This is a genomic window from Mesorhizobium robiniae, from assembly GCF_040545535.1.
Lineage (GTDB): Bacteria > Pseudomonadota > Alphaproteobacteria > Rhizobiales > Rhizobiaceae > Mesorhizobium > Mesorhizobium robiniae.
The window spans coordinates 359,250-379,639 of sequence record NZ_JBEPMC010000003.1 but is presented as its reverse complement, the minus strand read 5'-3'; the positions used below and the strand labels follow the sequence as shown (position 1 = coordinate 379,639).

At 63.7% G+C, this 20,390-nt stretch carries 22 protein-coding genes and 1 pseudogene; 18 read left to right on the top strand and 5 right to left on the bottom strand.

Annotated elements, in window-relative coordinates:
* Positions 1-32: 32 nt before the first annotated feature.
* The gene (gene hrcA / locus ABID19_RS09985; protein WP_352927502.1) at positions 33-1,130 is read right to left on the bottom strand and encodes a heat-inducible transcriptional repressor HrcA; all 1,098 of its coding nucleotides are present in this window, start codon (positions 1,128-1,130) and stop codon (positions 33-35) included.
* 134 nt (positions 1,131-1,264) lie between these two features.
* Here hrcA and rph point away from each other — a divergent pair, with 134 nt between their 5' ends.
* From rph to hemW, 4 genes are read left to right on the top strand one after another with little or no spacing between them, the layout of a single operon-like run.
* Entirely contained in the window at positions 1,265-1,981 is a 717-nt protein-coding gene (rph, locus tag ABID19_RS09980) for a ribonuclease PH (RefSeq protein WP_292672532.1), read from the top strand.
* A gap of 14 nt (positions 1,982-1,995) precedes the next feature.
* A complete protein-coding gene (locus ABID19_RS09975) occupies positions 1,996-2,406 on the top strand; it encodes a VOC family protein (RefSeq protein ID WP_292672530.1) in 411 nt (136 codons plus the stop codon).
* Positions 2,406-3,068 (top strand): RdgB/HAM1 family non-canonical purine NTP pyrophosphatase, encoded by a 663-nt coding sequence (gene rdgB / locus ABID19_RS09970; RefSeq protein ID WP_292672528.1) that lies wholly within the window; start codon positions 2,406-2,408, stop codon positions 3,066-3,068. The genes ABID19_RS09975 and rdgB overlap by 1 nt, the downstream gene beginning before the upstream one ends.
* Positions 3,065-4,228, top strand: a complete 1,164-nt coding sequence (gene hemW / locus ABID19_RS09965; RefSeq protein WP_354490084.1) for a radical SAM family heme chaperone HemW — start codon at positions 3,065-3,067, stop codon at positions 4,226-4,228. The genes rdgB and hemW overlap by 4 nt, the downstream gene beginning before the upstream one ends.
* Before the next feature lie 204 nt (positions 4,229-4,432).
* Here hemW and ABID19_RS09960 read toward each other — a convergent pair whose 3' ends face one another.
* The gene (locus ABID19_RS09960; protein WP_354490083.1) at positions 4,433-5,338 is read right to left on the bottom strand and encodes an adenylate/guanylate cyclase domain-containing protein; all 906 of its coding nucleotides are present in this window, start codon (positions 5,336-5,338) and stop codon (positions 4,433-4,435) included.
* Between the two features lie 90 nt (positions 5,339-5,428).
* Here ABID19_RS09960 and ABID19_RS09955 point away from each other — a divergent pair.
* Positions 5,429-5,657 (top strand): annotated as a pseudogene (locus tag ABID19_RS09955) (low molecular weight protein tyrosine phosphatase family protein); the annotation flags it as partial.
* Positions 5,658-5,974: 317 nt separating this feature from the next.
* Here ABID19_RS09955 and ABID19_RS09950 read toward each other — a convergent pair.
* Positions 5,975-6,172, bottom strand: a complete 198-nt coding sequence (locus ABID19_RS09950) for a hypothetical protein (protein WP_354490082.1) — start codon at positions 6,170-6,172, stop codon at positions 5,975-5,977.
* A 158-nt stretch (positions 6,173-6,330) separates the two neighbouring features.
* Between ABID19_RS09950 and rsmI the strand changes: the two genes are divergently transcribed.
* Together rsmI and ABID19_RS09940 are read left to right on the top strand one after the other, a co-directional pair.
* On the top strand, positions 6,331-7,272 hold the full coding sequence (gene rsmI, locus ABID19_RS09945) for a 16S rRNA (cytidine(1402)-2'-O)-methyltransferase (RefSeq protein ID WP_354490080.1): 942 nt from the start codon (positions 6,331-6,333) through the stop codon (positions 7,270-7,272).
* Positions 7,265-7,642 (top strand): YraN family protein, encoded by a 378-nt coding sequence (locus tag ABID19_RS09940; protein ID WP_095484733.1) that lies wholly within the window; start codon positions 7,265-7,267, stop codon positions 7,640-7,642. Before rsmI ends, ABID19_RS09940 begins: the two co-directional genes overlap by 8 nt.
* Before the next feature lie 113 nt (positions 7,643-7,755).
* On the opposite strand, the gene ABID19_RS09935 is transcribed toward ABID19_RS09940, so the two are convergent.
* On the bottom strand, positions 7,756-8,562 hold the full coding sequence (locus tag ABID19_RS09935; RefSeq protein WP_354490079.1) for an undecaprenyl-diphosphate phosphatase: 807 nt from the start codon (positions 8,560-8,562) through the stop codon (positions 7,756-7,758).
* 187 nt (positions 8,563-8,749) lie between these two features.
* Between ABID19_RS09935 and ABID19_RS09930 the strand changes: the two genes are divergently transcribed.
* The 4 genes from ABID19_RS09930 (at position 8,750) to mepA (ending at position 12,718) form a co-directional block, all read left to right on the top strand.
* Complete coding sequence (locus tag ABID19_RS09930; protein ID WP_352927473.1) at positions 8,750-9,442, top strand: glutathione S-transferase family protein; 693 nt, start codon at positions 8,750-8,752, stop codon at positions 9,440-9,442.
* Positions 9,423-10,583, top strand: a complete 1,161-nt coding sequence (gene queG / locus ABID19_RS09925; protein WP_354490077.1) for a tRNA epoxyqueuosine(34) reductase QueG — start codon at positions 9,423-9,425, stop codon at positions 10,581-10,583. The genes ABID19_RS09930 and queG overlap by 20 nt, the downstream gene beginning before the upstream one ends.
* Positions 10,580-11,488: an SDR family oxidoreductase gene (locus ABID19_RS09920; RefSeq protein ID WP_354490075.1), complete on the top strand. Its 909-nt coding sequence runs from the start codon at positions 10,580-10,582 to the stop codon at positions 11,486-11,488. Before queG ends, ABID19_RS09920 begins: the two co-directional genes overlap by 4 nt.
* Before the next feature lie 135 nt (positions 11,489-11,623).
* Positions 11,624-12,718, top strand: coding sequence for a penicillin-insensitive murein endopeptidase (mepA, locus tag ABID19_RS09915; RefSeq protein ID WP_354490073.1), 1,095 nt, complete (start codon positions 11,624-11,626; stop codon positions 12,716-12,718).
* Positions 12,719-12,829: 111 nt separating this feature from the next.
* Here mepA and gshB read toward each other — a convergent pair whose 3' ends face one another.
* Positions 12,830-13,771, bottom strand: coding sequence for a glutathione synthase (gene gshB / locus ABID19_RS09910; protein WP_354490071.1), 942 nt, complete (start codon positions 13,769-13,771; stop codon positions 12,830-12,832).
* 309 nt (positions 13,772-14,080) lie between these two features.
* On the opposite strand from gshB, the gene ABID19_RS09905 reads away from it, so the two are divergent.
* From ABID19_RS09905 to ABID19_RS09875, 7 genes are all read left to right on the top strand, one after another.
* Entirely contained in the window at positions 14,081-14,848 is a 768-nt protein-coding gene (locus ABID19_RS09905; RefSeq protein WP_354490070.1) for an SDR family NAD(P)-dependent oxidoreductase, read from the top strand.
* Positions 14,845-15,804 carry a 2-dehydro-3-deoxygalactonokinase gene (locus ABID19_RS09900; RefSeq protein ID WP_354490068.1) on the top strand — a complete coding sequence of 320 codons (960 nt, stop codon included), beginning with the start codon at positions 14,845-14,847 and terminating at the stop codon, positions 15,802-15,804. Before ABID19_RS09905 ends, ABID19_RS09900 begins: the two co-directional genes overlap by 4 nt.
* The gene (locus tag ABID19_RS09895; protein ID WP_354490066.1) at positions 15,801-16,442 is read left to right on the top strand and encodes a 2-dehydro-3-deoxy-6-phosphogalactonate aldolase; all 642 of its coding nucleotides are present in this window, start codon (positions 15,801-15,803) and stop codon (positions 16,440-16,442) included. Before ABID19_RS09900 ends, ABID19_RS09895 begins: the two co-directional genes overlap by 4 nt.
* Positions 16,439-17,320: an SMP-30/gluconolactonase/LRE family protein gene (locus tag ABID19_RS09890; RefSeq protein WP_354490065.1), complete on the top strand. Its 882-nt coding sequence runs from the start codon at positions 16,439-16,441 to the stop codon at positions 17,318-17,320. Before ABID19_RS09895 ends, ABID19_RS09890 begins: the two co-directional genes overlap by 4 nt.
* Before the next feature lie 107 nt (positions 17,321-17,427).
* Positions 17,428-18,498, top strand: coding sequence for a D-alanine--D-alanine ligase family protein (locus tag ABID19_RS09885; protein ID WP_354490063.1), 1,071 nt, complete (start codon positions 17,428-17,430; stop codon positions 18,496-18,498).
* Positions 18,499-18,610: 112 nt separating this feature from the next.
* Complete coding sequence (locus ABID19_RS09880; protein WP_354490061.1) at positions 18,611-19,282, top strand: helix-turn-helix domain-containing protein; 672 nt, start codon at positions 18,611-18,613, stop codon at positions 19,280-19,282.
* A gap of 29 nt (positions 19,283-19,311) precedes the next feature.
* Positions 19,312-20,382: an extracellular solute-binding protein gene (locus ABID19_RS09875; RefSeq protein WP_354490059.1), complete on the top strand. Its 1,071-nt coding sequence runs from the start codon at positions 19,312-19,314 to the stop codon at positions 20,380-20,382.
* Positions 20,383-20,390 lie beyond the last annotated feature (8 nt).

The following is a 20,390-nucleotide window of genomic DNA, read 5'->3' as shown; positions in this document are numbered from 1 at the left end:
CAAAACCGCTGCGCACTTTTGGGCGACATGCATTATCGCAGCATGCGGGAAATAAGCTGCGCGGTATAGTCGACCATCGGCACGATGCGTGCGTAGTTCAGCCGGGTCGGGCCGATGACGCCGAGCGCGCCGATGACGCGGGCGTCCTTGTCGCGATAGGGCGCCACGACCAGCGACGAACCCGACAGCGAAAACAGCTTGTTCTCCGAGCCGATGAAGATGCGCACGCCCGACCCTTCTTCGGCAAGGTCGAGAAGCTGGATCAACCCGTCCTGCGTCTCCAGATCCTCGAACAAGTGCCGCAACAGCTCGATGTCGGCCTGGGCCGTGACGTTTTCCAGCAGATTGGCGCGGCCGCGCACGATGAGACGCGCCGGCAGGCCGCTCTCGGTGCCCGCCCAGACCGCGAGGCCCTTTTCGACCAGATCCTGCGACAGCGTGTCGAGGGCGGCCTTGGTCTCTTCCTTGAGGCGGGCGATCTCGATCCGCGCCTCGGCCAGCGTGCGGCCGCGGATGTGGGCATTGAGGAAGTTCGATGCTTCATGCAATTGCGAGACGGTGACGCCGGCGGGCAGGTCGACGACGCGATTTTCGACGTCGCCGTTCTGCGACACCAGCACGGCCAGCGCCTTGGTCGGCTCGAGCTGGATGAATTCGATGTGCTTGAGCGCCACCTCGTTCTTGGCGGCAAGCACGAGGCCGGCGCCGCGCGACATGCCGGACAGCATCTGGCTGGCTTCGGTGAGCATGTGCTCCAGCGTCGCGCCCGAGCCGGAGGCGCGCACCTGCGCCTCGATGGTGCGGCGTTCCTCGTCGGAAAGATCGCCAAGCTCCATGAACGCATCGACGAAGAAGCGCAGGCCGGCCTGGGTCGGCAGCCGGCCGGCCGAGATATGCGGCGCGTAAATCAGGCCGAGATGCTCGAGATCGCTCATCACGTTGCGGATCGTGGCCGGCGACAGCGACGACGGCAGGATACGCGACAGGCTGCGTGAGCCGACCGGCTCTCCGTCCTTCAGATAGGAATCGACGATGCGCCGAAAGATGTCGCGCGAACGCATGTCGAGCGACTGGAGTGCGGGCGATTGAAGCAGGGGCGACTGCGAACTGGGATCGACTGCCTTGGTCATTCGGGCCAAAATCCTCCGGCCCAAAGATATAGACTTCGGCCGCGCCCGCGCAACCGGCCATTTTCCTTTGCGCCTTGCGCACCATGCGGCTACAAGCCGGCCACGATTCCGAAAAAAATAGGAAAAAAGCCTGAATGCGCCCTTCCAAACGCCAATTCGACGAAATGCGCGCCATCTCCTTCGAGCGCGGCGTCTCCAAGCACGCGGAAGGTTCGTGCCTGGTGAAGTTCGGCGACACGCATGTGCTGTGTACGGCCAGCCTTGAGGAAAAGGTGCCGGGCTGGATGCGCAATTCCGGCAAGGGCTGGGTGACGGCGGAATATGGCATGCTGCCGCGCTCGACCGGCGAACGCATGCGCCGCGAAGCTTCGGCCGGCAAGCAAGGCGGCCGCACACTTGAAATCCAGCGGCTGATTGGCCGTTCCCTGCGTGCCGTGGTCGATCTGCAGGCGCTCGGCGAGCAGCAGATCACCGTCGACTGCGACGTGATCCAGGCCGATGGCGGCACGCGCACCGCCTCAATCACCGGCGGCTGGGTGGCGCTTTATGACTGCCTGCGCTGGATGGAAGCCCGGCAGATGGCCAGCGTCGCCAAGGTGCTGAAGGACCATGTCGCGGCTATCTCCTGCGGCATCCATGACGGCCAGCCGGTCATCGACCTCGACTATCTCGAGGATTCCTCGGCCGGCACCGACGCCAACTTTGTCATGACCGGCAAGGGCGGCATCGTCGAGATCCAAGGCACCGCCGAGGGCGAGCCTTTCTCGGAAGAGCAGTTCACGGCGCTGATGGAACTGGCCAAGAAGGGCATTGCGCGACTGGTCAGCCTGCAGCAGATGGCTGTGGCTTAGCCGTCGGTTCTGTCATGACCCCTTCCGCCATCCTCGAATCAGCCCTCTACGTGACCGACCTCGATGCCGCGGAAAACTTCTATTCCGGCGTGCTCGGGCTCGATCTGCTGGGCAAGGCCGACGGCAGGCATCTTTTCTTCCGCTGCGGGGACGGCGTGCTGCTCATCTTCAACGCCGAGGCGACCAAGGTGCCGCCGGCGCCCGATGCCAGGCTGAAAGTGCCGCCGCACGGCGCTGTCGGCGACGGCCATCTGTGCTTTGCGGCAAGCGCGGACGAGATTCTCCGCTGGAAAGCGCATCTGGAGGAGAAGAAAATCGCTATCGAAAGCGAGTTCGAATGGCCGCAGGGCGGCCGCTCGATCTATATTCGCGACCCCTCCGGCAATTCAATCGAATTCGCCGAACCAAGAATCTGGGGCATTTGATGCAATCGCTTGATGGACATGAGATCGTCGTTGCCAGCCACAATGCCGGCAAGCTGCGCGAATTCGCCGATCTGATGGCGCCATTCGGCATAGATGCAAAGTCGGCCAAGGAATACGGCCTGCCGGAGCCGGACGAGACCGGCACTACCTTCGAGGAGAACGCCTATATCAAGGCATTTGCCGCCGCCAAGGCGACCGGTCTGCCGGCATTGTCGGACGATTCCGGCCTGTGTGTCGATGCACTGGGCGGAGCGCCCGGCGTCTACACCGCCAACTGGGCCGAGGCGCCGGACGGGTCCCGCGACTTCGGCATGGCGATGCAGCGGGCGGAAGTGGCGTTGCAGGAAGTCGGCGCGGTCGCGCCTGCGCAGCGCAAGGGCCGCTTCGTCGCCGTCATCTGCCTGGCCTTTCCCGACGGCGCGGCCGAATATTTCCGCGGCGAAGTCGAGGGCACGCTGGTGTGGCCGCCCCGCGGCGAACTCGGCTTCGGCTACGACCCGGTGTTCGTGCCGGACGGTTTCGAAAAGACCTTCGGCGAGATGACCGCGGAGGAAAAACACGGCTGGAAGCCCGGCCAGCCGACGGCGTTGTCGCACCGCGCCCGCGCTTTCCAGAAATTCGCGCAAGCCAGGCTGGATTTGGCACGATCGGGCGTGAAATGACCATGCTGCTCGACCGCAGCCCCGGCTTCGGCGTCTACATCCACTGGCCGTTCTGCGCAGCCAAGTGCCCCTATTGCGACTTCAACAGCCATGTCCGCCACCAGCCAGTCGACCAGGAGCGTTTTGCGCACGCATTCGAGACCGAGCTTGCGACCATGCGCGACCGCACCGGACCACGCGAGGTGACCAGCATTTTTCTCGGCGGCGGCACGCCATCGCTGATGAAGCCGGAAACCGTGGCGGCCGTGCTGGACGCGGTGGCGAAGAACTGGACGGTGCCTGCCGGCATCGAGGTGACGCTGGAGGCCAACCCCTCCTCGGTCGAGGCCGAGCGCTTCCGCGGTTACCGGGCGGCGGGCGTCAACCGGGTGTCGCTCGGCGTGCAGGCGCTGAACGACAAGGATTTGCGCTTCCTCGGCCGGCTGCACAATGTCGACGAAGCGCTGCATGCGATCGGCCTGGCGCGTGACATCTTTCCGCGGCTGTCCTTCGACCTGATCTACGCGCGGCCCGGCCAGACACCGGAAGCGTGGCAGGCCGAGCTCGAGCAGGCGATCGGCCACGCCGCCGACCATCTGTCGCTCTATCAGCTGACCATCGAGGAAGGCACGCCGTTCCACGCGCTGCATGCGGCCAGGAAATTCGCCATTCCTGACAACGACCTTGCCGCCGACCTCTATGCGCTGACGCAGGAGATCACTGCCGCGCATGGGCTGCCTGCCTACGAGATTTCCAACCACGCCAGATCAGGTGCCGAAAGCCGGCACAATCTCACCTATTGGCGCTATGGCGAATATGTCGGCGTCGGTCCCGGCGCGCACGGCCGCTTCGTCGAAAACGGCCGCCGCGTGGTGACGATAGCCGAAAAGATGCCGGAGACCTGGGCCAATCTGGTCGAGGCCAAGGGCCATGGCGTCACCGGCGGCGAGACCCTGACGCGCTCGGAAGAGGCCGACGAGTTCCTCCTGATGGGGCTAAGGCTGGCCGAAGGCATCGACCTCTCGCGCTATGAAGCGTTTTCCGGCCGCGGCCTCTCGACCGCGCGGCTGTCGGTACTGCAGGGCGAAGGGCTGGTGGCGCCGATCGGCAATGCCCGCCTGCGCGCCACGCCAGCCGGCATGATCGTGCTCGACGCCGTGGTGGCGGACCTGGCGCGGTAGAGCATAGGCCAGAAGCGGAACTGTCATAGACAATTTATCGGCTCACGCAAGGATGCTAGAAATTCGGCTTGCCCGACTACCAACGCAAGCCCCATGGCTGCCCCTCTGCCCTAGCAAAAGCCTGGGCAGGAAAAGCATTGGTGTCAGCATGGGAATAGGTGTTAGGCGTGTGAGCGGCGTTCGAAAATCTTACTGCTGGCGTGCCTATTTTAGGCTGAATACCTCGATCATCTCGGCGCGCCCTTTGACCTCGTGATAGCCGCAGGACTTGAAATAATGTCTACCTTCAGGCCAGTGCTCGACGAATTGGGCGCTGACCAACAGCGGCTTGTCCAGTTTTCGCGTCAATCCCTCAATACGAAAAGCCAAATTCACGGCATCGCCCAGCGCGGTGTTGATGCCTTTGCCCATAGCGCCGATAGCAACTTCACCCACATGAAGGCCAATGCGGCAGTCGAGTACGATATCTTGTTGTTCCCTGACCAGTACTCGGGTTGGCGACGTAGCCGCGTCTTCCGCAGCGCGGAGCGCCTGGGCAGCCTCAACCGCAGAGGCACAGACATCCGCTGCGGTCCCGTGCCAATAAGCAAATACACAATCACCGATGAATTTGTCGATCGAGGCACCGTAGTGCTTCAAAATCACATTGCAGTCCATATACCACTCGGCCAAGAGGGCCGCCACCTGTTCCGGGGATAGCCTTGCGCTAATTCCGGTAAACTCCTTCAAATCAGCAACGAACAGGGTGGCCGGCCGGCTCTTAGGGGCCGCCGGCTTGCCCCATTGAGTTTTTGTGTTCGCCGCTTGCGAATCTAGATCGGGGGCAGTCGTGCCCTGTTCGAAAAGAAAAATCGATTTGCCGAACTGGACGCGATCGCCGGTGTGCAGCACACGCGCGGTTGTGAGCGCCACGTCATTCACATAACTGCCATTGGCACTGCCGACATCGACAACCCAGTAGTTCGCGCCGTCGCGCCGGATCGTTGCATGCTGGCGCGAAACTTCCCCGTCTGCCAAGCGTATGGTGGCATTTTCGCCACGACCAATCAGGTTGAAATCTCCCAGCCTATAGGCCTCTCTGTTGCTCAGTGCGGTTAAAGTTGCTGACATAATCCTCTCCCGTACGCTCAAACGCGCACGCAGGTCCAATATTAACACGGAGCGTTACGAAACAGAGACTGGCGGCGTGTTTACTAGTCGAAGGATATCGAAATCGCATCGGCCGGCACCAGCCACGATGCTGACACCGTTGACGCACGAACTCGTTTCGTGGGCCGATATCATCTTCGTCATGGAAAGGCGCACCGCGCCAAAGGCCAGCCTGAGGAAGGCTCGCGTGATCTGCCTCGATATTCCGGACGACTATGAGTTCATGGATCCGGGCCTGATGCGTCTGCTGGAGGCGCGCGTCTCGAAGTACCTGGGTTGAATGATGTGGTTGAGCGTTTCAACCCCCGCTTTCGTCATCCTCGGGTCTGCGCGGCTTCGCTCCTGCTCCGCCCAGGATAACGAGGAGAGAAGTGTCTCGGCCAATCGCGGGGTTGCGATAGTCAAGCGTCGTGCTTGTGGCGCCGCTTGACGTGCTCTTTCTCAGCGTCCGCTTCACCGGAGCGAGCCGGCTTGGCGTCGCCCTTGTCGCGGCGGGCGCGGTTTTGATCGCTTAGGGGATGTGACGGTGCTCCATTCCGGGAGCTTTTCGTTTCAAGGCGGGTGATGAAAATGTCGAAGCGATTGGGCATCGTCTGGTCAGTGCTCCATCGTGCTGCCGGTGCCGGTCGAGGGCTCGATTTCCAGGCTGGTTGCCTTTGAAGGACGACGCTTTCGCGGCTTTTTGGCCAAGCCGGAGCCAGCTTTGGCAGGCTGGCCCTTGTCCTTTCGCGCGGCAAAGCGCTTGCGCCCTGCATAGTAGGGTTCGAAAACGTCTTGTATCTTGAGACTGTCCATCCTGCTCCTCCCGAGATCAGGGGTAAATACGCCGGGCACGGTTTCGTTCCGTACTATGGCAAAGGCATGGCGGCTGCTTCACTTCGGCACGGGTTTTGCAACCGCGCGTCAGCCGTGCCAAACAGGTCCAAATGCATGCAAGCAGCTTGAGGACAGCGGTGACCGGCGACAAACGCAGCTATGTGATCGGCCAGACTGAGATGTCCGCCCGGCCGCTCGAGCCGGCGCTCTATCTGGTGGCGACACCGATCGGCAATCTGGCCGACATCACGCTGCGGGCGCTGGAAACGCTGGCTGCCGCCGACATCGTCGCCTGCGAGGACACGCGGGTCAGCCGCGTGCTGCTCGACCGATACGGCATCCGCCGCCGCACCACTGCCTATCACGAACACAATGCCGGCGAGGCCGGGCCGAAGCTGATCGCGGCCTTGCTGGCCGGGCAGAGCGTGGCACTGATCTCGGACGCCGGCACGCCGCTCATCTCCGATCCCGGCTACCGGCTGGTGGGCGAGGCCCTCGACCAGGGCATTCGCGTCGTGCCGATCCCCGGCCCGTCGGCGCCGCTTGCGGCGCTGACGGCCTCCGGCCTGCCCTCCGACGCGTTTCTGTTTGCCGGCTTCCTGCCGGTGAAGACGGGGCAGCGGCTGACGCGGCTGGAAGCGCTGAAAACCGTGCCGGCGACGCTGATCTTCTTCGAATCGCCGCGCCGGCTGGCCGAGACGCTCAGCGCCATGGTCGAAGCGCTGGGTGGCGCCCGCAAGGCTGCGATCGGCCGCGAACTGACCAAGACCTTCGAGGAAATGCGGACCGGCACCTTGCAGTCGCTCGCCGACCATTATGCGGCGGCCGACACGCCGAAGGGCGAAATCGTCATCTGCGTCGGCCCGTCGGAAGCGGCCGCCGACGAGCCTGAAGACATCGACCGGCTTCTGCTTTCGCTTGCTGCCGAGATGCCGGCATCCAAGGCGGCGGCGGAAGCCGCCAGGATGACCGGCGGCCAGAAGCAGGCGCTTTACCGGCGGCTGCTGGAACTTAAGGATGCCGGGCAGAACGGAGAGATCGGGAAAGAGGGTGACACCGGGAAAGACGGGGATGGCTGAACGCCCGGTCGCCAGCCGCCGGCAGGCCTATCGGCGCGGCCACCGCAGCGAGTGGCTGGCGGCGGCAGCATTGATGGTGAAAGGCTACCGGATACTGGCGCGCCGCCACCGCACGCGGTTCGGCGAGATCGACCTGATCGCGCGCCGCGGCGATCTGGTGCTGTTTGTCGAAGTGAAGGCGCGCCGCACGCTGATGGAAGCGATGGAGGCTGTTCGCTACGAATCGGAGCGCCGCATCGAAAGCGCAGCCGACCTCTGGCTGTCGCGCCAATCCGACTATGGAAGATTGTCGGCGCGTTTCGATATGGTGGCGGTGCTGCCCTGGCGCTGGCCGGTGCATGTCGAGAATGTTTTCTACGGACGAAATTGAGGCAGGTCGCCATCCGAATCTTGCGAGACGTCAGCGGGACAGCGCCCCCTCTGACCGGCAGGGGCAGAGGGGCGAAGGAACTCGGCGGAGTAGCATGAGGTCAGCCTCCGCAATCACCCCCAGATCATCAGCGCAACCAGGCCGACGGTGCCGATGACCAGTCGCCACCAGCCGAACAGCGAGTAGCCGTGGCGCGAGACGTAGTTGAGCAGGAAGCGCACGACGATAAGCGCTGCGATGAAGGCCGCGATGAAACCGGCGGCGATGACCGGCAGGTCGGCGCTGGTCAGCACATTGCGGTTCTTGAAGAGGTCGAAGGCGAAGGCGCCGACCATCGTCGGCATGGCGAGGAAGAAGGAGAATTCCGCAGCCGCCCGCTTATCGACGCCCAGAAGCAGCGCGCCGACGATCGTCGAGCCGGAGCGCGACGTGCCGGGGATCAGCGAAAGGCACTGGAACAGTCCGATCTGCAGATAGAGCCTGAGCGGAAACCGCTCGACGTCGTGGTAGAGCGGCTTCGGTTTGAATCGATCTACCCACAGCAGGACCACGCCGCCGATGATCAGCATGACGCAGATCAGCCTCGGCGATTCAAAAAGCACCGTCTTGATGAAGCCATGCGCCAGCGCGCCGATGACGGCCGCCGGCAGGAAGGCGACGAGGATGCCGAGGACGAAATGCCGCGTCACCCGGTCACGCGGCAGTTCGACCAGCATCTGCCACAGACGATGGAAATAGACGCTGAGAATCGCCAGGATGGCGCCAAGCTGGATCAGGATCTCGAAGGCCTTGCCGGTCGAGTGGAAGCCAAGAAAATGGCCGGCAAGCAGGATATGGCCGGTCGACGAGACCGGAATGAACTCAGTCAGGCCCTCGATCATGCCGAGCAGCAGCGCTTCGACGATGGTCTGGCTTTCCATGGAAACCTCGGTGTTCGAGTGAGGGCTTGAAAAACGGCTTGCGAAAGGGCTTGCAAAAGGGCTTGCTTGTCATGGCGCGGAACTCCTCCTATAGGTCGCAGCACCCTGACGGCCCTTTTGAATCGGGGCGGCCAAGACTTACCGGCGCAGCCGGCGATTTGCCAGTGCGCTCTATTATCGCGGGACCATGCTGACGCTTTTCCACCACCCGATGTTCGCCTCCTGCCGGTTCGTACGCCTCGCTTTCGGCGAATATGGCGAAGAGCTGGCGCTAATCGAGGAAAAGCCGTGGACGCGGCGCAAGGAGTTCCTGGCGCTGAACCCGGCCGGCACGCTGCCGATCCTGCTTGCCGAGGGCGACGTGCCGATCGTCGGCGCCATGGTCATCGGCGAATATCTCGACGAGACGCGCGGCGTGCTCAAGCGTGACAAGCGGCTGTTCGCCGAGGATCCGATGGGGCGCGCCGAAATCCGCCGACTGACCGACTGGTATCTCAACAAGGCCGATAGCGAGGTGACGCGGCATCTCGTGCGCGAGCGCGTGCTGAAGCCGGTCATGCCGGAAACGGCGGGCGGCGGTTCGCCCGATTCGGCGGCGATCCGCGCCGCGCGCGCCAATATCCGCCAGCACATGAAATATACCAATTGGCTGGCCGGCACACGCCATTGGCTGGCCGGCAGCAAAGTCACCTATGCCGACCTCGCTGCGGCGGCGGCGCTGTCTGTGCTCGACTATCTCGGCGAGATCGACTGGCGCGAACACGCTGCTGCGCGCGAATGGTATGCACGGGTGAAATCACGGCCATCGTTCCGGCCGCTTTTGTCCGACCGGGTGCGCGGCCTGTCGCCGGTGTCACATTATGCGGACCTCGATTTCTAAAGCGGAAAAACTGCGCGCGCTGATCAACCGCGAGGCACGGCGCGCCGGTTTCGATGCCGTTGCCGTTACCACTCCCGATTCTATCCCGCAGGCGCCGGCCCGACTTGCCGCATTCGTCGCCGACGGCTTTCACGGCTCGATGGGCTGGATCGCCGAGACGCTCGAACGCAGGGGCGAGCCGACAGCACTTTGGCCCGAGGTTCGCTCCATCATTGTGCTGGCCATGAACTATGGCCCCGACCACGACCCGCGCGCGGTCCTGGTGAAGCGTGACCGCGGCGCGATTTCCGTCTATGCGCAGAACCGCGATTACCACGACGTGATGAAGGGCCGGCTGAAAGAGATCGCCGGCAAGATCGTGGCCCGCACCGGCGGCGACGTAAAAGTGTTCGTCGACACCGCCCCAGTGATGGAAAAGCCGCTGGCAGAAGCCGCCGGCCTCGGTTGGCAAGGCAAGCACACCAATCTGGTCAGCCGCGAGCACGGCTCCTGGCTGTTCCTCGGCACCATCTTCACGACGGCCGAGCTTGCGCCCGATACGCCCGAGGTCGACCATTGCGGCTCGTGCCGCGCCTGTCTCGACGTTTGCCCGACCGACGCCTTTCCCGCACCCTACCGGCTCGATGCGCGACGCTGCATCTCCTATCTCACTATCGAGAACAAGGGGCCGATCCCGCACGAGTTCCGGGAAAAGATCGGCAACCGCATCTATGGCTGCGACGACTGTCTGGCCGCCTGCCCGTGGAACAAGTTTGCCCGAACTGCGTCGGAGGCAAAGCTCGTCGCCCGCGCGGACCTGCGCGAGCCGGCGCTCGCCGATCTCTTGGCGTTCGACGACGCGGCTTTCCGGTCCTTCTTCACCGGTTCGCCGATCAAGCGCATCGGTCGCGACCGCTTCGTCCGCAATGTGCTGATTGCGGCCGGCAATTCCGGCGATGCCTCGCTCGGCAACGTCGTGTGTGCGCTGCTGGGCGATGCCTCGCCCCTGGTGCGTGGGGCGGCGGTATGGGCGCTGTCACGGCTTGTGCCTGAGCCCGAATTCGCCAAACGCGCCACCGCTGCAGTGAAAGCGGAAAGCGACGAGGCCGTGCAACGCGAATGGCGCCTGGCGCTGGCAGATCAAATCGAGGCGCATGCATGAGCAAGAAGCAGATTTTCATTTTCGGCGCCGGCTATTCGGGAAGGGCATTCGCCCGCGCCAGCAAGGATGCCGCGACAACGGTCTTCGGCACGACGCGCTCGCCGGAGAAATTCGAAACGTTGCGGCAAGCCGGAACCCAGCCGCTGCTTTTCGATGGCGCGCTGACGCCAGAAATTGGCGACGCGCTCGAGAAAACAACCCATCTCGTCGTCTCGGTGGCACCGGAAGAGGCCGGCGACCCGGTGCTGAATGCGGCGCGTGAGACAATCGCGGCGCAGATGCCAGCGCTCGAATGGATCGCCTATCTCTCCACGGTCGGCGTCTATGGTGACCATGGCGGCGGCTGGGTCGACGAGACCGCCGAATGCCGGCCGGTGTCGAAGCGCTCGATGATGCGTGTCGCCGCCGAGCAGGATTGGCTGAAACTGCGTCGGGACATCGGCCGGCCGGTGGCGGTCCTGCGCCTTTCCGGCATTTACGGGCCGGGCCGCAATGCCCTGGTCAATCTGGAAAACGGCACTGCGCGGCGGCTGGTCAAGCCGGGCCAGGTGTTCAACCGCATCCATTGCGACGACATTGCCGGGGCGCTCTGGCATTTGATCGGAGACAATCGCGGCGGCATCTTCAACATCACCGACGACCTGCCGGCGCCGCCACAGGACGTCGTCGCCTACGCCGCGGGGCTGATGGGAATCGAGCCGCCACCCGAAATTCCGTTCGAGACCGCCCAACTTTCGCCCATGGCGCGGTCCTTCTATGGCGAGAACAAGCGTGTCGCCAACACGGCGATCAAGGCGGCCGGCTATCGCTTTCGCTTTCCCGACTACCGCTCGGCCTTCGACCGAATGTGGGCTGACGGCAACTGGCGCGACGGTGAGGCGCGCAGCCCGATGAAGCGGTCGTGATCGAAACTGCGCGCCAGGCGTGATATAATTCGACTTAAATTCGCAGAGGGGTTCTGCTTCATGAAAACGTTGAGGCAATCATTGCCCGGTAGGAATCTGGTAGAGCGCGTCGCGACGCGCTTTAAAGCTCTGTTTATGCACGTCGTTTTCCCAAAACCGCTGCGCACTTTCGGGCGACATGCATTAGCCGCGCTCGCCATTCTGACCCTGGCGGGGCTTGCAGCGCGACCAGCAGCGGCCGAAGACCTGGCGAAAGACCTGTTCGGCGCCAAAAAGTTGCCCGCCATGGCTGCGCCGCAGTCGATCGGCTTTTATTCCAAGGGCTGCTTTGCCGGCGGCGTTGCCATTCCCCTAGACGGCCCGAAATGGGAGGTGATGCGGCCTTCGCGCAATCGCCGCTGGGGCCATCCGACGATGATCGCGCTGATCGAGAAACTGTCCCGCGACGCCGCGGCCGACGGCTGGCCTGGCCTGTTGGTCGGCGACATTTCGCAGCCGCGCGGCGGCCCGATGCTGACCGGCCATGCCTCGCACCAGATCGGCCTCGACGCCGACATCTGGCTGACGCCGATGCCCGACCGCAGGCTTTCGATCGAGCAGCGCGAGAACATGAGCGCCACCTTGCTTGTCGACGAAAAAACGCACTTGGTGAAGGATGCGCTCTGGGTGCCGGCGCATACCCGGCTCCTGAAGCGCGCCGCAACCTACCCTGAAGTCGAGCGCATCCTGGTCAATCCCGGCATCAAGAAGAAGCTCTGCGACACGGTGAAAGGCGACCGCGCATGGCTGCGCAAGGTCAGGCCGTTCTGGGGCCACGACTATCACTTCCACATCCGCATCGGCTGCCAGCCCGGCTCGCCCAACTGCAAGCGACAGGAAGCCACAGCGCCCGGCGACGGCTGCGACCAGTCGCTGGCATGGTGGTTCACCGAGGAACCATGGCGCCCGAACAAGAATCCCGACAGGCCGAAAGCACGCGACCTGATGACGATGGCGAGCCTGCCCGCGGCATGCCAGGCCGTGCTCGACGGGCCCGATCCGGCTTCGGCTGAAGCTGTCACCTATTATGGCGACGGCGTGCCGGTCGCGGCTGCACCCGCTCTTACGGTGGCTCCGGCACCGGCGCGGGCGTCCGCAAGCGGCGCGGCAGCGCTTCCGGCCTCGATCAACGCCTTCGCGGCAACGCCCGAGATCGGCATTCCATTGCCACGGCCGCGGCCGGGGAACTGATCCGTCGGAGGCGCTCTCAACGCAGCAGGGCGAAGGCAAGGACATGACGGGAAAGGTTGAAACGGCGGATGCATTGGTCCAGAACGCGGCCGTTTCCACAAGCAATGCACGCTACTTGCGCTTTCCCTCCACACAATCCCAGAACAAGCTCGCTATATCAGCGCCCCCAAAACGCTGCACCTCGCGCACGCCGGTCGGCGAGGTCACGTTGATCTCGGTCAGGTAGTCGCCGATGACGTCGATGCCGACCAGGATAAAACCGCGCTCTTTCAGCGACGGGCCGATGCGGGCGCAGATTTCGTGCTCGCGCGCCGTCAGTTCGGTTTTTTCGGCGCGGCCGCCGACATGCATGTTGGAGCGTGAATCATGCTCGGCCGGCACCCTGTTGATAGCGCCGACCGGCTCGCCGTCGATCAGGATGATGCGCTTGTCGCCCTTGCGCACGTCCTTCAGGTAGCGCTGCACGATGTAGGGCTCGCGGAACATCTGGCCGAACATCTCAAGCAGCGAGGCGAGGTTGCGGTCGGCTTCGTGCAGGTGGAAGATGCCGGCACCGCCATTGCCGTAGAGCGGCTTGACGATAATGTCGCCGAACTCCTTGCGAAAGGCGGCGACCTCTTGGCTGTCCTTGGTGATCAGCGTCTCGGGCATCAGATCGGGGAATTCGGTGACGAAGATCTTCTCCGGGCTGTTGCGCACCCAGGCCGGGTCGTTGACGACCAATGTCTTGGGATGGATGCGCTCGAGGATATGCGTGGTGGTGATGTAGTTCATATCGAACGGCGGATCCTGCCTGAGCAGGATGACGTCCATCTCCGACAGGTCGGTGCGCACCTTTTCGCCGAGCGAGTAGTGATTGCCCTTCTCGTCGCGGACCTGCATTTCCTCGATGCGGGCAAACACCTTGCCGTCGCGCAGCGACAGTCGGTCGGGCGTATAGTGGAACAACTGGTGGCCGCGGCGCTGCGCTTCCAGCGACAGCGCAAAAGTCGTGTCGCCAGCAATCGAGACGGTGGAGATATGATCCATCTGGACAGCGATTCTCAGAGGCATGGCGGATCTCCGGCGGGTCGGATGGCAGCTTTGCTTGCCTGTACAGGTTCCCCGGGCATCTGCCAATCGCAACGTTTGCATGCGCGGCAGCATGCCGGAACTATTCCTAAACGCCGCGGGCAGAATTGCGCAAATAGCCAAGCGTGGCGCCCCTGCGCCTGGGCGATCTGACGACCGGTCGCACTGCGGTTGCTGCGCGGCGTCTTTTTGTCAGACATAAGCCCGCCAAGTTGCTTTTCGCCCTTGCTCCTCCGATCTGGCTGGCTAGGATGCGCGCCGGTCGGACAGGGCCAGATCTGGAGAGAGAAAATGATGCCATCGGCGCGCTTTGCCGACCTTAAAGACGCTTCGGTGCTGATCACCGGCGGCGGCTCCGGCATCGGCGCCGCGCTGACCGAAGGTTTTGCCCGCCAAGGGGCAAAAATTGCCTTCATCGACATCGCCGACGGCCCGAGCCTGGCGCTGGCCGACCGTATCGAGAAGGATCTCGGCCGGCGGCCCCTCTATCTCAACACAGACATACGCGACATCGAGGCGCTGCGGGCTTCAGCCGCCAAGGCGGCCGAAGCGCATGGCGACGTCACCGTGCTGGTCAACAATGCAGCACTCGACGATCGCCACACCGTGGAAGACGTCACGGTTGAGTTCTGGGATAACAACCATGCGGTCAATCTGCGCCCGCATTTCTTCACCGCGCAGGCGGTGGCGCCGGGCATGAAGCGGGCCGGCGGCGGCTCGATCATCAATTTCACCTCGACGTCCTATCTCATCAATCATCCCGACATGCCGGCCTACACCGCCGCCAAGGCCGGCATTGTCGGCCTGACCAAGGGCCTTGCCGGCAGGCTCGGCGTCGACAGCATTCGCGTCAATGCGATCGCCCCCGGCTGGGTGATTACCGAGCGGCAGAAGCAGCTCTGGGTTAGCGAACAAGCGCTCGCCGCCCACGTCGCCAAGCAATGCATCAAGCAGGTGATGCAGCCGGAAGACATTGTCGGCACGGCGCTGTTCCTGGCGTCGGACGCTTCGCGCATGTTGACGGCGCAGATGCTGATCGTCGACGGGGGCTTCCTGTGAGCTCAGGAATTGCGAGCAAGGCGCCTTCTGTCGCCGCCGTCGACTGGGGCACAACCCGTCTCCGGGTCTGGCTGATCGATGACGCCGGAAAAGTCCTTGCCGAGCGCCGCGGTGACGATGGGCTGATCACCGCGCAAGCCGCCGGTTTCTCGACCGTTCTCGAAGGGCACCTGGAGGCGATGGGCGCGCCGGAAGCGATGCCCGTCATCATCTGCGGCATGGCCGGCTCGCGCCAGGGCTGGCTCGAGGCGCCCTATGTCACAGTGCCGGCGCCGATCGGCGCCATTCTGGCCGGTGCTGCGCGCATTCCGGGCCAGCGCCGCGACATCCGCATCGTGCCGGGCCTGGCCCAGCGCCAGGCCGACGCGCCCGACGTCATGCGCGGCGAGGAAACGCAGCTTGCCGGCGCTGGTTTGCCGGCAAAGGGTCGCCATCTCGTCTGCATGCCTGGCACCCACTCGAAATGGGTGCTGGTCGAGGACGGCGCCGTTGCAGGTTTTGGCACGTGGCCGACCGGCGAGCTGTTTTCGGTGCTGGCGGCGCATTCGATCCTGCGCCATTCGCTGGGCGAGCAGCCTCAGCCGGTCGCATCGGGAAATCCGTTTTTCCGGCGCTGGTGCGAGCAAGCGCTTGCTGACGGCGGCGATGTCACATCGAGGCTGTTCTCGATCCGCGCGGCGGGCCTGCTGCAGGACCTGAAACCCGACGATGCCGCTGCTTGCCTGTCGGGCCTGCTCATCGGCGGCGAGATCGCCTCCGCCAGTCGCCGCTACGGGAAGGGCGCGGCGCCGGTCGTGCTGATCGCGTCTGGCGCGCTCGGCGCGCTCTATACAGAGGCGCTCGGCCTTGGTGGACTTGCGGTTCAGACTGTCGACGCCGACGAGGCAGTGCGTGCCGGCTTGATCGAAGCCGCACGCGAAAATGGCATGATTGCCGCAAGCGGAGTTGTAGCATGACCGAGACTGCACCGTTTCCGAAGCTTGGGCGCGGCCTTGTCGCCATCCTGCGCGGCCTCAAGCCAAGCGAGGCGGTGGCAATCGGCCAGGCGATTTTCGAGGCCGGCATCGAAGCGATCGAAGTGCCGCTCAATTCGCCGGACCCGTTTGCCTCGATTGCCAGCATCGTCGAGGCGCTTCCATCGACAGCTCTGGTCGGAGCCGGGACTGTGCTTACAGCTGCCGATGTTGACGGATTGCATAAAGCCGGCGGGCGGCTGCTGGTCAGCCCCAACATCGATGCCGAGGTCATGGGCCGCGCCATGCACTATGGCATGGTGACGATGCCCGGCGTGTTCACGCCGACCGAGGCCTTCCAGGCGCTCCGGCTCGGCGCCTCGGCGCTAAAATTCTTCCCGGCCAGCGTGCTTGGCGCGGGCGGCATCGCAGCGATGCGCGCCGTTTTGCCTGATGAGACGCTGGTCGGCGCGGTCGGCGGCGTTTCGGAAAAGGACTTTGCCGGCTACAAGGCGGCCGGCGTCAGCGTTTTCGGCTTGGGATCCAGCCTGTTCAAGCCTGGTATGAGTGTCGATGAGGTGGCCGCGAAGGCGCGGGCTGCCACAGTAGCCTGGGATGCGGCGTTTGGAGCGGCGGTATGAGGCAAGCTATCGTTTCGGTTTTTTCCGACCATGTCTGCCAGCTCGGCGAGGGACCGAGTTACGACCCGGCCACGGATACGCTCTACTGGTTCGACATCGTCAACGGCCAGCTTCTGGAAAAGCGCCTTTCCGGCGGCGCGGTTAAAATCCACGAGCTTGGCCAGATGGCCAGCGCGATTGCCATCATCGACGACAACAGACAGTTGATCGCCACCGAAACCGGCCTGCACGTCCGCGACGCGGCGACCGGTAAGATGACGCTGCACACGGCGATCGAGGCCGACAACCCGGTGACCCGTTCGAACGATTCGCGCGTCCACCCCTGCGGCGCCTTCTGGGTCGGCACGATGGGCAAGGGCGAGGAAAAGGCCGCCGGCTCAATCTACTGGTTCTTCAGGGGGGAATTGCGCCGCCTCTATTCGGACATCACCGTGTCGAACTCGATCTGCTTTTCCGAAGATGGAACGATCGCCCACTACACCGATACCAGCACCGGCCTGCTGATGCGGGTCGGCTGCGATCCGGCAACCGGGCTGCCGGTCGGCGAACCGAAGGTCTTCGTCGATCACCGCAAGGCGAAGGGTTACATCGACGGCTCGGTGCTCGATCGCGACGGCGTCCTGTGGAACGCCTGCTGGGGCGGCGGCGTCATCGAAGCTTACGGACCTGACGGCAAGCTCGTCCGATCGGTCGCGATGCCGGTAACGCAACCGTCTTGCCCGGCCTTTGTCGGCAGGAATGCCGACCGGCTGGCGGTCACCTCCGCCTGGTCGGGCAAAGATGAGAAACAGCGCCGGCTGGATCCGCAAGCCGGCATGACGTTTCTGCTCGACGTCGAGGTCAACGGCCGCTTCGAGCCGCGCGTGCTGATTGCTTGAGCACGTTTCACTGTCGTAGAGGCGTCTGGCTGACGTCGGTTCAGCGAAAGCCTGATACACTGGCCATGCGATGGTAGGCGATCGCGCCGCCAGGAATTACCCGTCCCATGCCAAGCCGCAAACCGAAGCTGATCCTCGTCCACGAGCCGGAAAAGGCTTGTATTGACCGGCTGATCGCCGATAGCCACATCCCGGCGCGCGCCGCCGAAATCGCCTCCTATCTGGCGCAATCGACCGACATCGCCCCTGAGTTCGATGCGCTGGCCGCAGCCTGCCTGACGCGCGGCCTGTCCTTCGCGCCGGTGACGCTTGACGATGCCGCAGGTGCGCTTGCCGGCGAAGATCCGCAGGCCACGCTGGTGTGGACGCTGACCGACGGCGTCGCCTACTTCCGCGGTGGCGCGGCACCGGCCCTGGCAAGGCTGAACGGTTTGAGGACGATCGGCGCCGATGATGCGCTGTTTGCGCTCTGCCAGGACAAGTTCCGATCCGGTGCCGTGCTTGGCGCGCTCGGCCTGCCGGTGCCGCAAGCCGGGCTGGCTCGCGACGGCCGCTGGCTGGTCGAACCGCCGCCTTCGCCAACCGGCTGGTTCGTCAAGCCAAACCGGCTCGGCGCCAAGATCGGCATCTGGCCGGATTCGCGCAGCAGTGATCTCGGCCATGCGCTGGAGCTTAGCCGACGCATCTTCGCCGCCTATCGCGACGACGCCCTCGTGCAGCCCTATGTCGCCGGGCGCAATGCGCGCGCAAGTTTTCTCGGATTGAGGCCGGACACCGGCGTCGAGGCGCTTGGCATCGCCTTCGTCGATTCGGGCGGCGATTTCCAGACCATGGAAGATAGCCTGGCGCTCTACGGCGACACCGGCGAGGCTGCGAGGGCCGCGGGAACATACACGGAGCCGGTGTTGCTGCCGATTGCCGCCAGCCAGCCGCGAGCCGACGCAAGCATCCGACGGATAGCGCAAAGGCTGATGGCCGGGCTCGGCTTGAGGGATGTGTTTTCCATCGACTTCCGGGTCGAAGCCGACGACAGCGTTCATCTCATCGAATTCGAGGTCTGCCCCGGCCTGCCCTGCTTCGATTTTCGCGCCTATTGCCGAACGCAATGGGAGATGGGTCTCGCCGATGCGATGGCCGAGACCGCCGCGAGCCGTTTTAGCCGAATGACCGCGTCTTGAGTAGAAATCCTGCCTAACGCTGCCCCAGCGACCCAGGATTACATCGTATCTCGACAAATAGCTTGCGTTCCAGCATCTCACTTAATAGGGTGTTAAGTGAAGGAGGAGCTCGGTGAAAGTCGACTCTGCGACATCCCCGGACATGGCCGTGCTGGCAGCGGCGGCGGATGCGGACAAGACAAAGCATGTCGGTGGGCGGATCAAGGCCATTCGCACCGCGCGACGCATTTCGCTTCGTCAGCTGGCCGACATGATCGGCACGACTGCGAGCTTCATCAGCCAGCTCGAGCGCAATCTGAGCGGAGCCAGCGCCAGCACCTTGATGCGGATCGCGGCTGCCCTGGACCTCGGCATCAACGACTTGTTCGAGCAGACCGAAGGTGGGTTCCACAAGGTGCTTACCAGGGCCGACCGGCCCCTGCTGCCGATCAGCCACGGTTGCCGAAAGACGTTGCTGTCGCGGCGGCCGATCCATGAATTCGAGGTTTATTCGGGAGATTTCGACGTCGGCGGCTCGACCGGCAATGACGCTTACACGCATGGCGGCAAACACGAGATGTTCGTCGTCCTGAAGGGCACGGTCGAGCTGACGCTGGCGGACGAGCGCTTCGTCATGAACGAGGGCGACAGCATCGAGTACGCAACGTCGACGCCGCATCGCACAGTGAACATCGGCAAGACGCCGGCGCAGGTGCTCTGGATCATCGCGCCGCCGACCAGTGGGGCGGCGGAACTCAATCAATACACGTCCGGACAAGGCTCGCGGCCGGGCGCACAGAAGTAATGCGGGTGCACGGAAATGGGAGATAAAACATGAAGACCAAGATCGGACAGGCGGCCGCGCTCGGGCTGCTGATGATCACGACCGCAGCGCTTGCACAGAGCAAGCCTGTGGCGGGCGAGGTGGCTGAGGGCTCGCTGAAGGACAAGACGCTTACCTTCGTCTCGTATGGAGGCATTTATCAGGACGGCCAGATCGCCGCGCTGAAAGAGTTCGTCGACAAATCAGGTGTGACGCTGCTCAGCGACGGGCCAACCGAAATCTCGAAACTGCAGGCGCAGGTCGAGTCCGGCAATGTCACCTGGGACGTTGTCGACACCGGCGATTTCCCGCCCTACGTCTATTGCGGCAAGCTGTTCCAGAAGTTGGACTTCTCGAAGATCGACACGTCCAACATTCCACAGGGCCAGATCAGCGATTGCAGTGTGCCGGCCATGAACTATGGCGTGGTGCTGATGTACAACACTGAAAAGTACAAGGATAACCCGCCCAAGAACTGGAAGGATTTCTTCGACATCGAGAAGTTCCCGGGCTCGCGCGCTCTGGAGGGCAGCGGCGATCTGTCCGGCGGCATGATCGAGCAGGCGCTGCTCGCAGCCGGTGGGTCGGTGGAAAGCATGACGGTTGCCGACATCGACAAGGCTATCGAGAAGGTGAAGTCGCTCGGTCCGGACACGATCTTCTGGAAGACCGGCGCCGATTCCCAGCAGCTCGCCGAATCCGGCGAAGCCGACATGATCGCGATGTGGACCGGACGCGCCATGACCGCGGTGAAGAACGGCGCGGCGTACACGCCGGTGTGGCAGGACTGGCTGGTCGTGATGGACCAGATGACCATTCCGATGGGCGTCAAGGACCCCGACGCGGCGCATGCGCTGATCAACGCCTATGTCGGCAAGGGCGCGCAGGAGACGCTTGCAAAAACCACCTCGTATACGCCGATCCACAAGGACGCGAAGCCCGAAGTGGACGAGGTCACCGCGGCGTTCATGACCAACACGCCGGACAAGCTTAAGCTTGGCTATCAGCAGAACATCAAGTTCTGGGTGGAGAACTTCGAGGTCGCGAACGAAAAGTGGAACGCGTTGATGGCGGGCAACTAGGCCCGCCC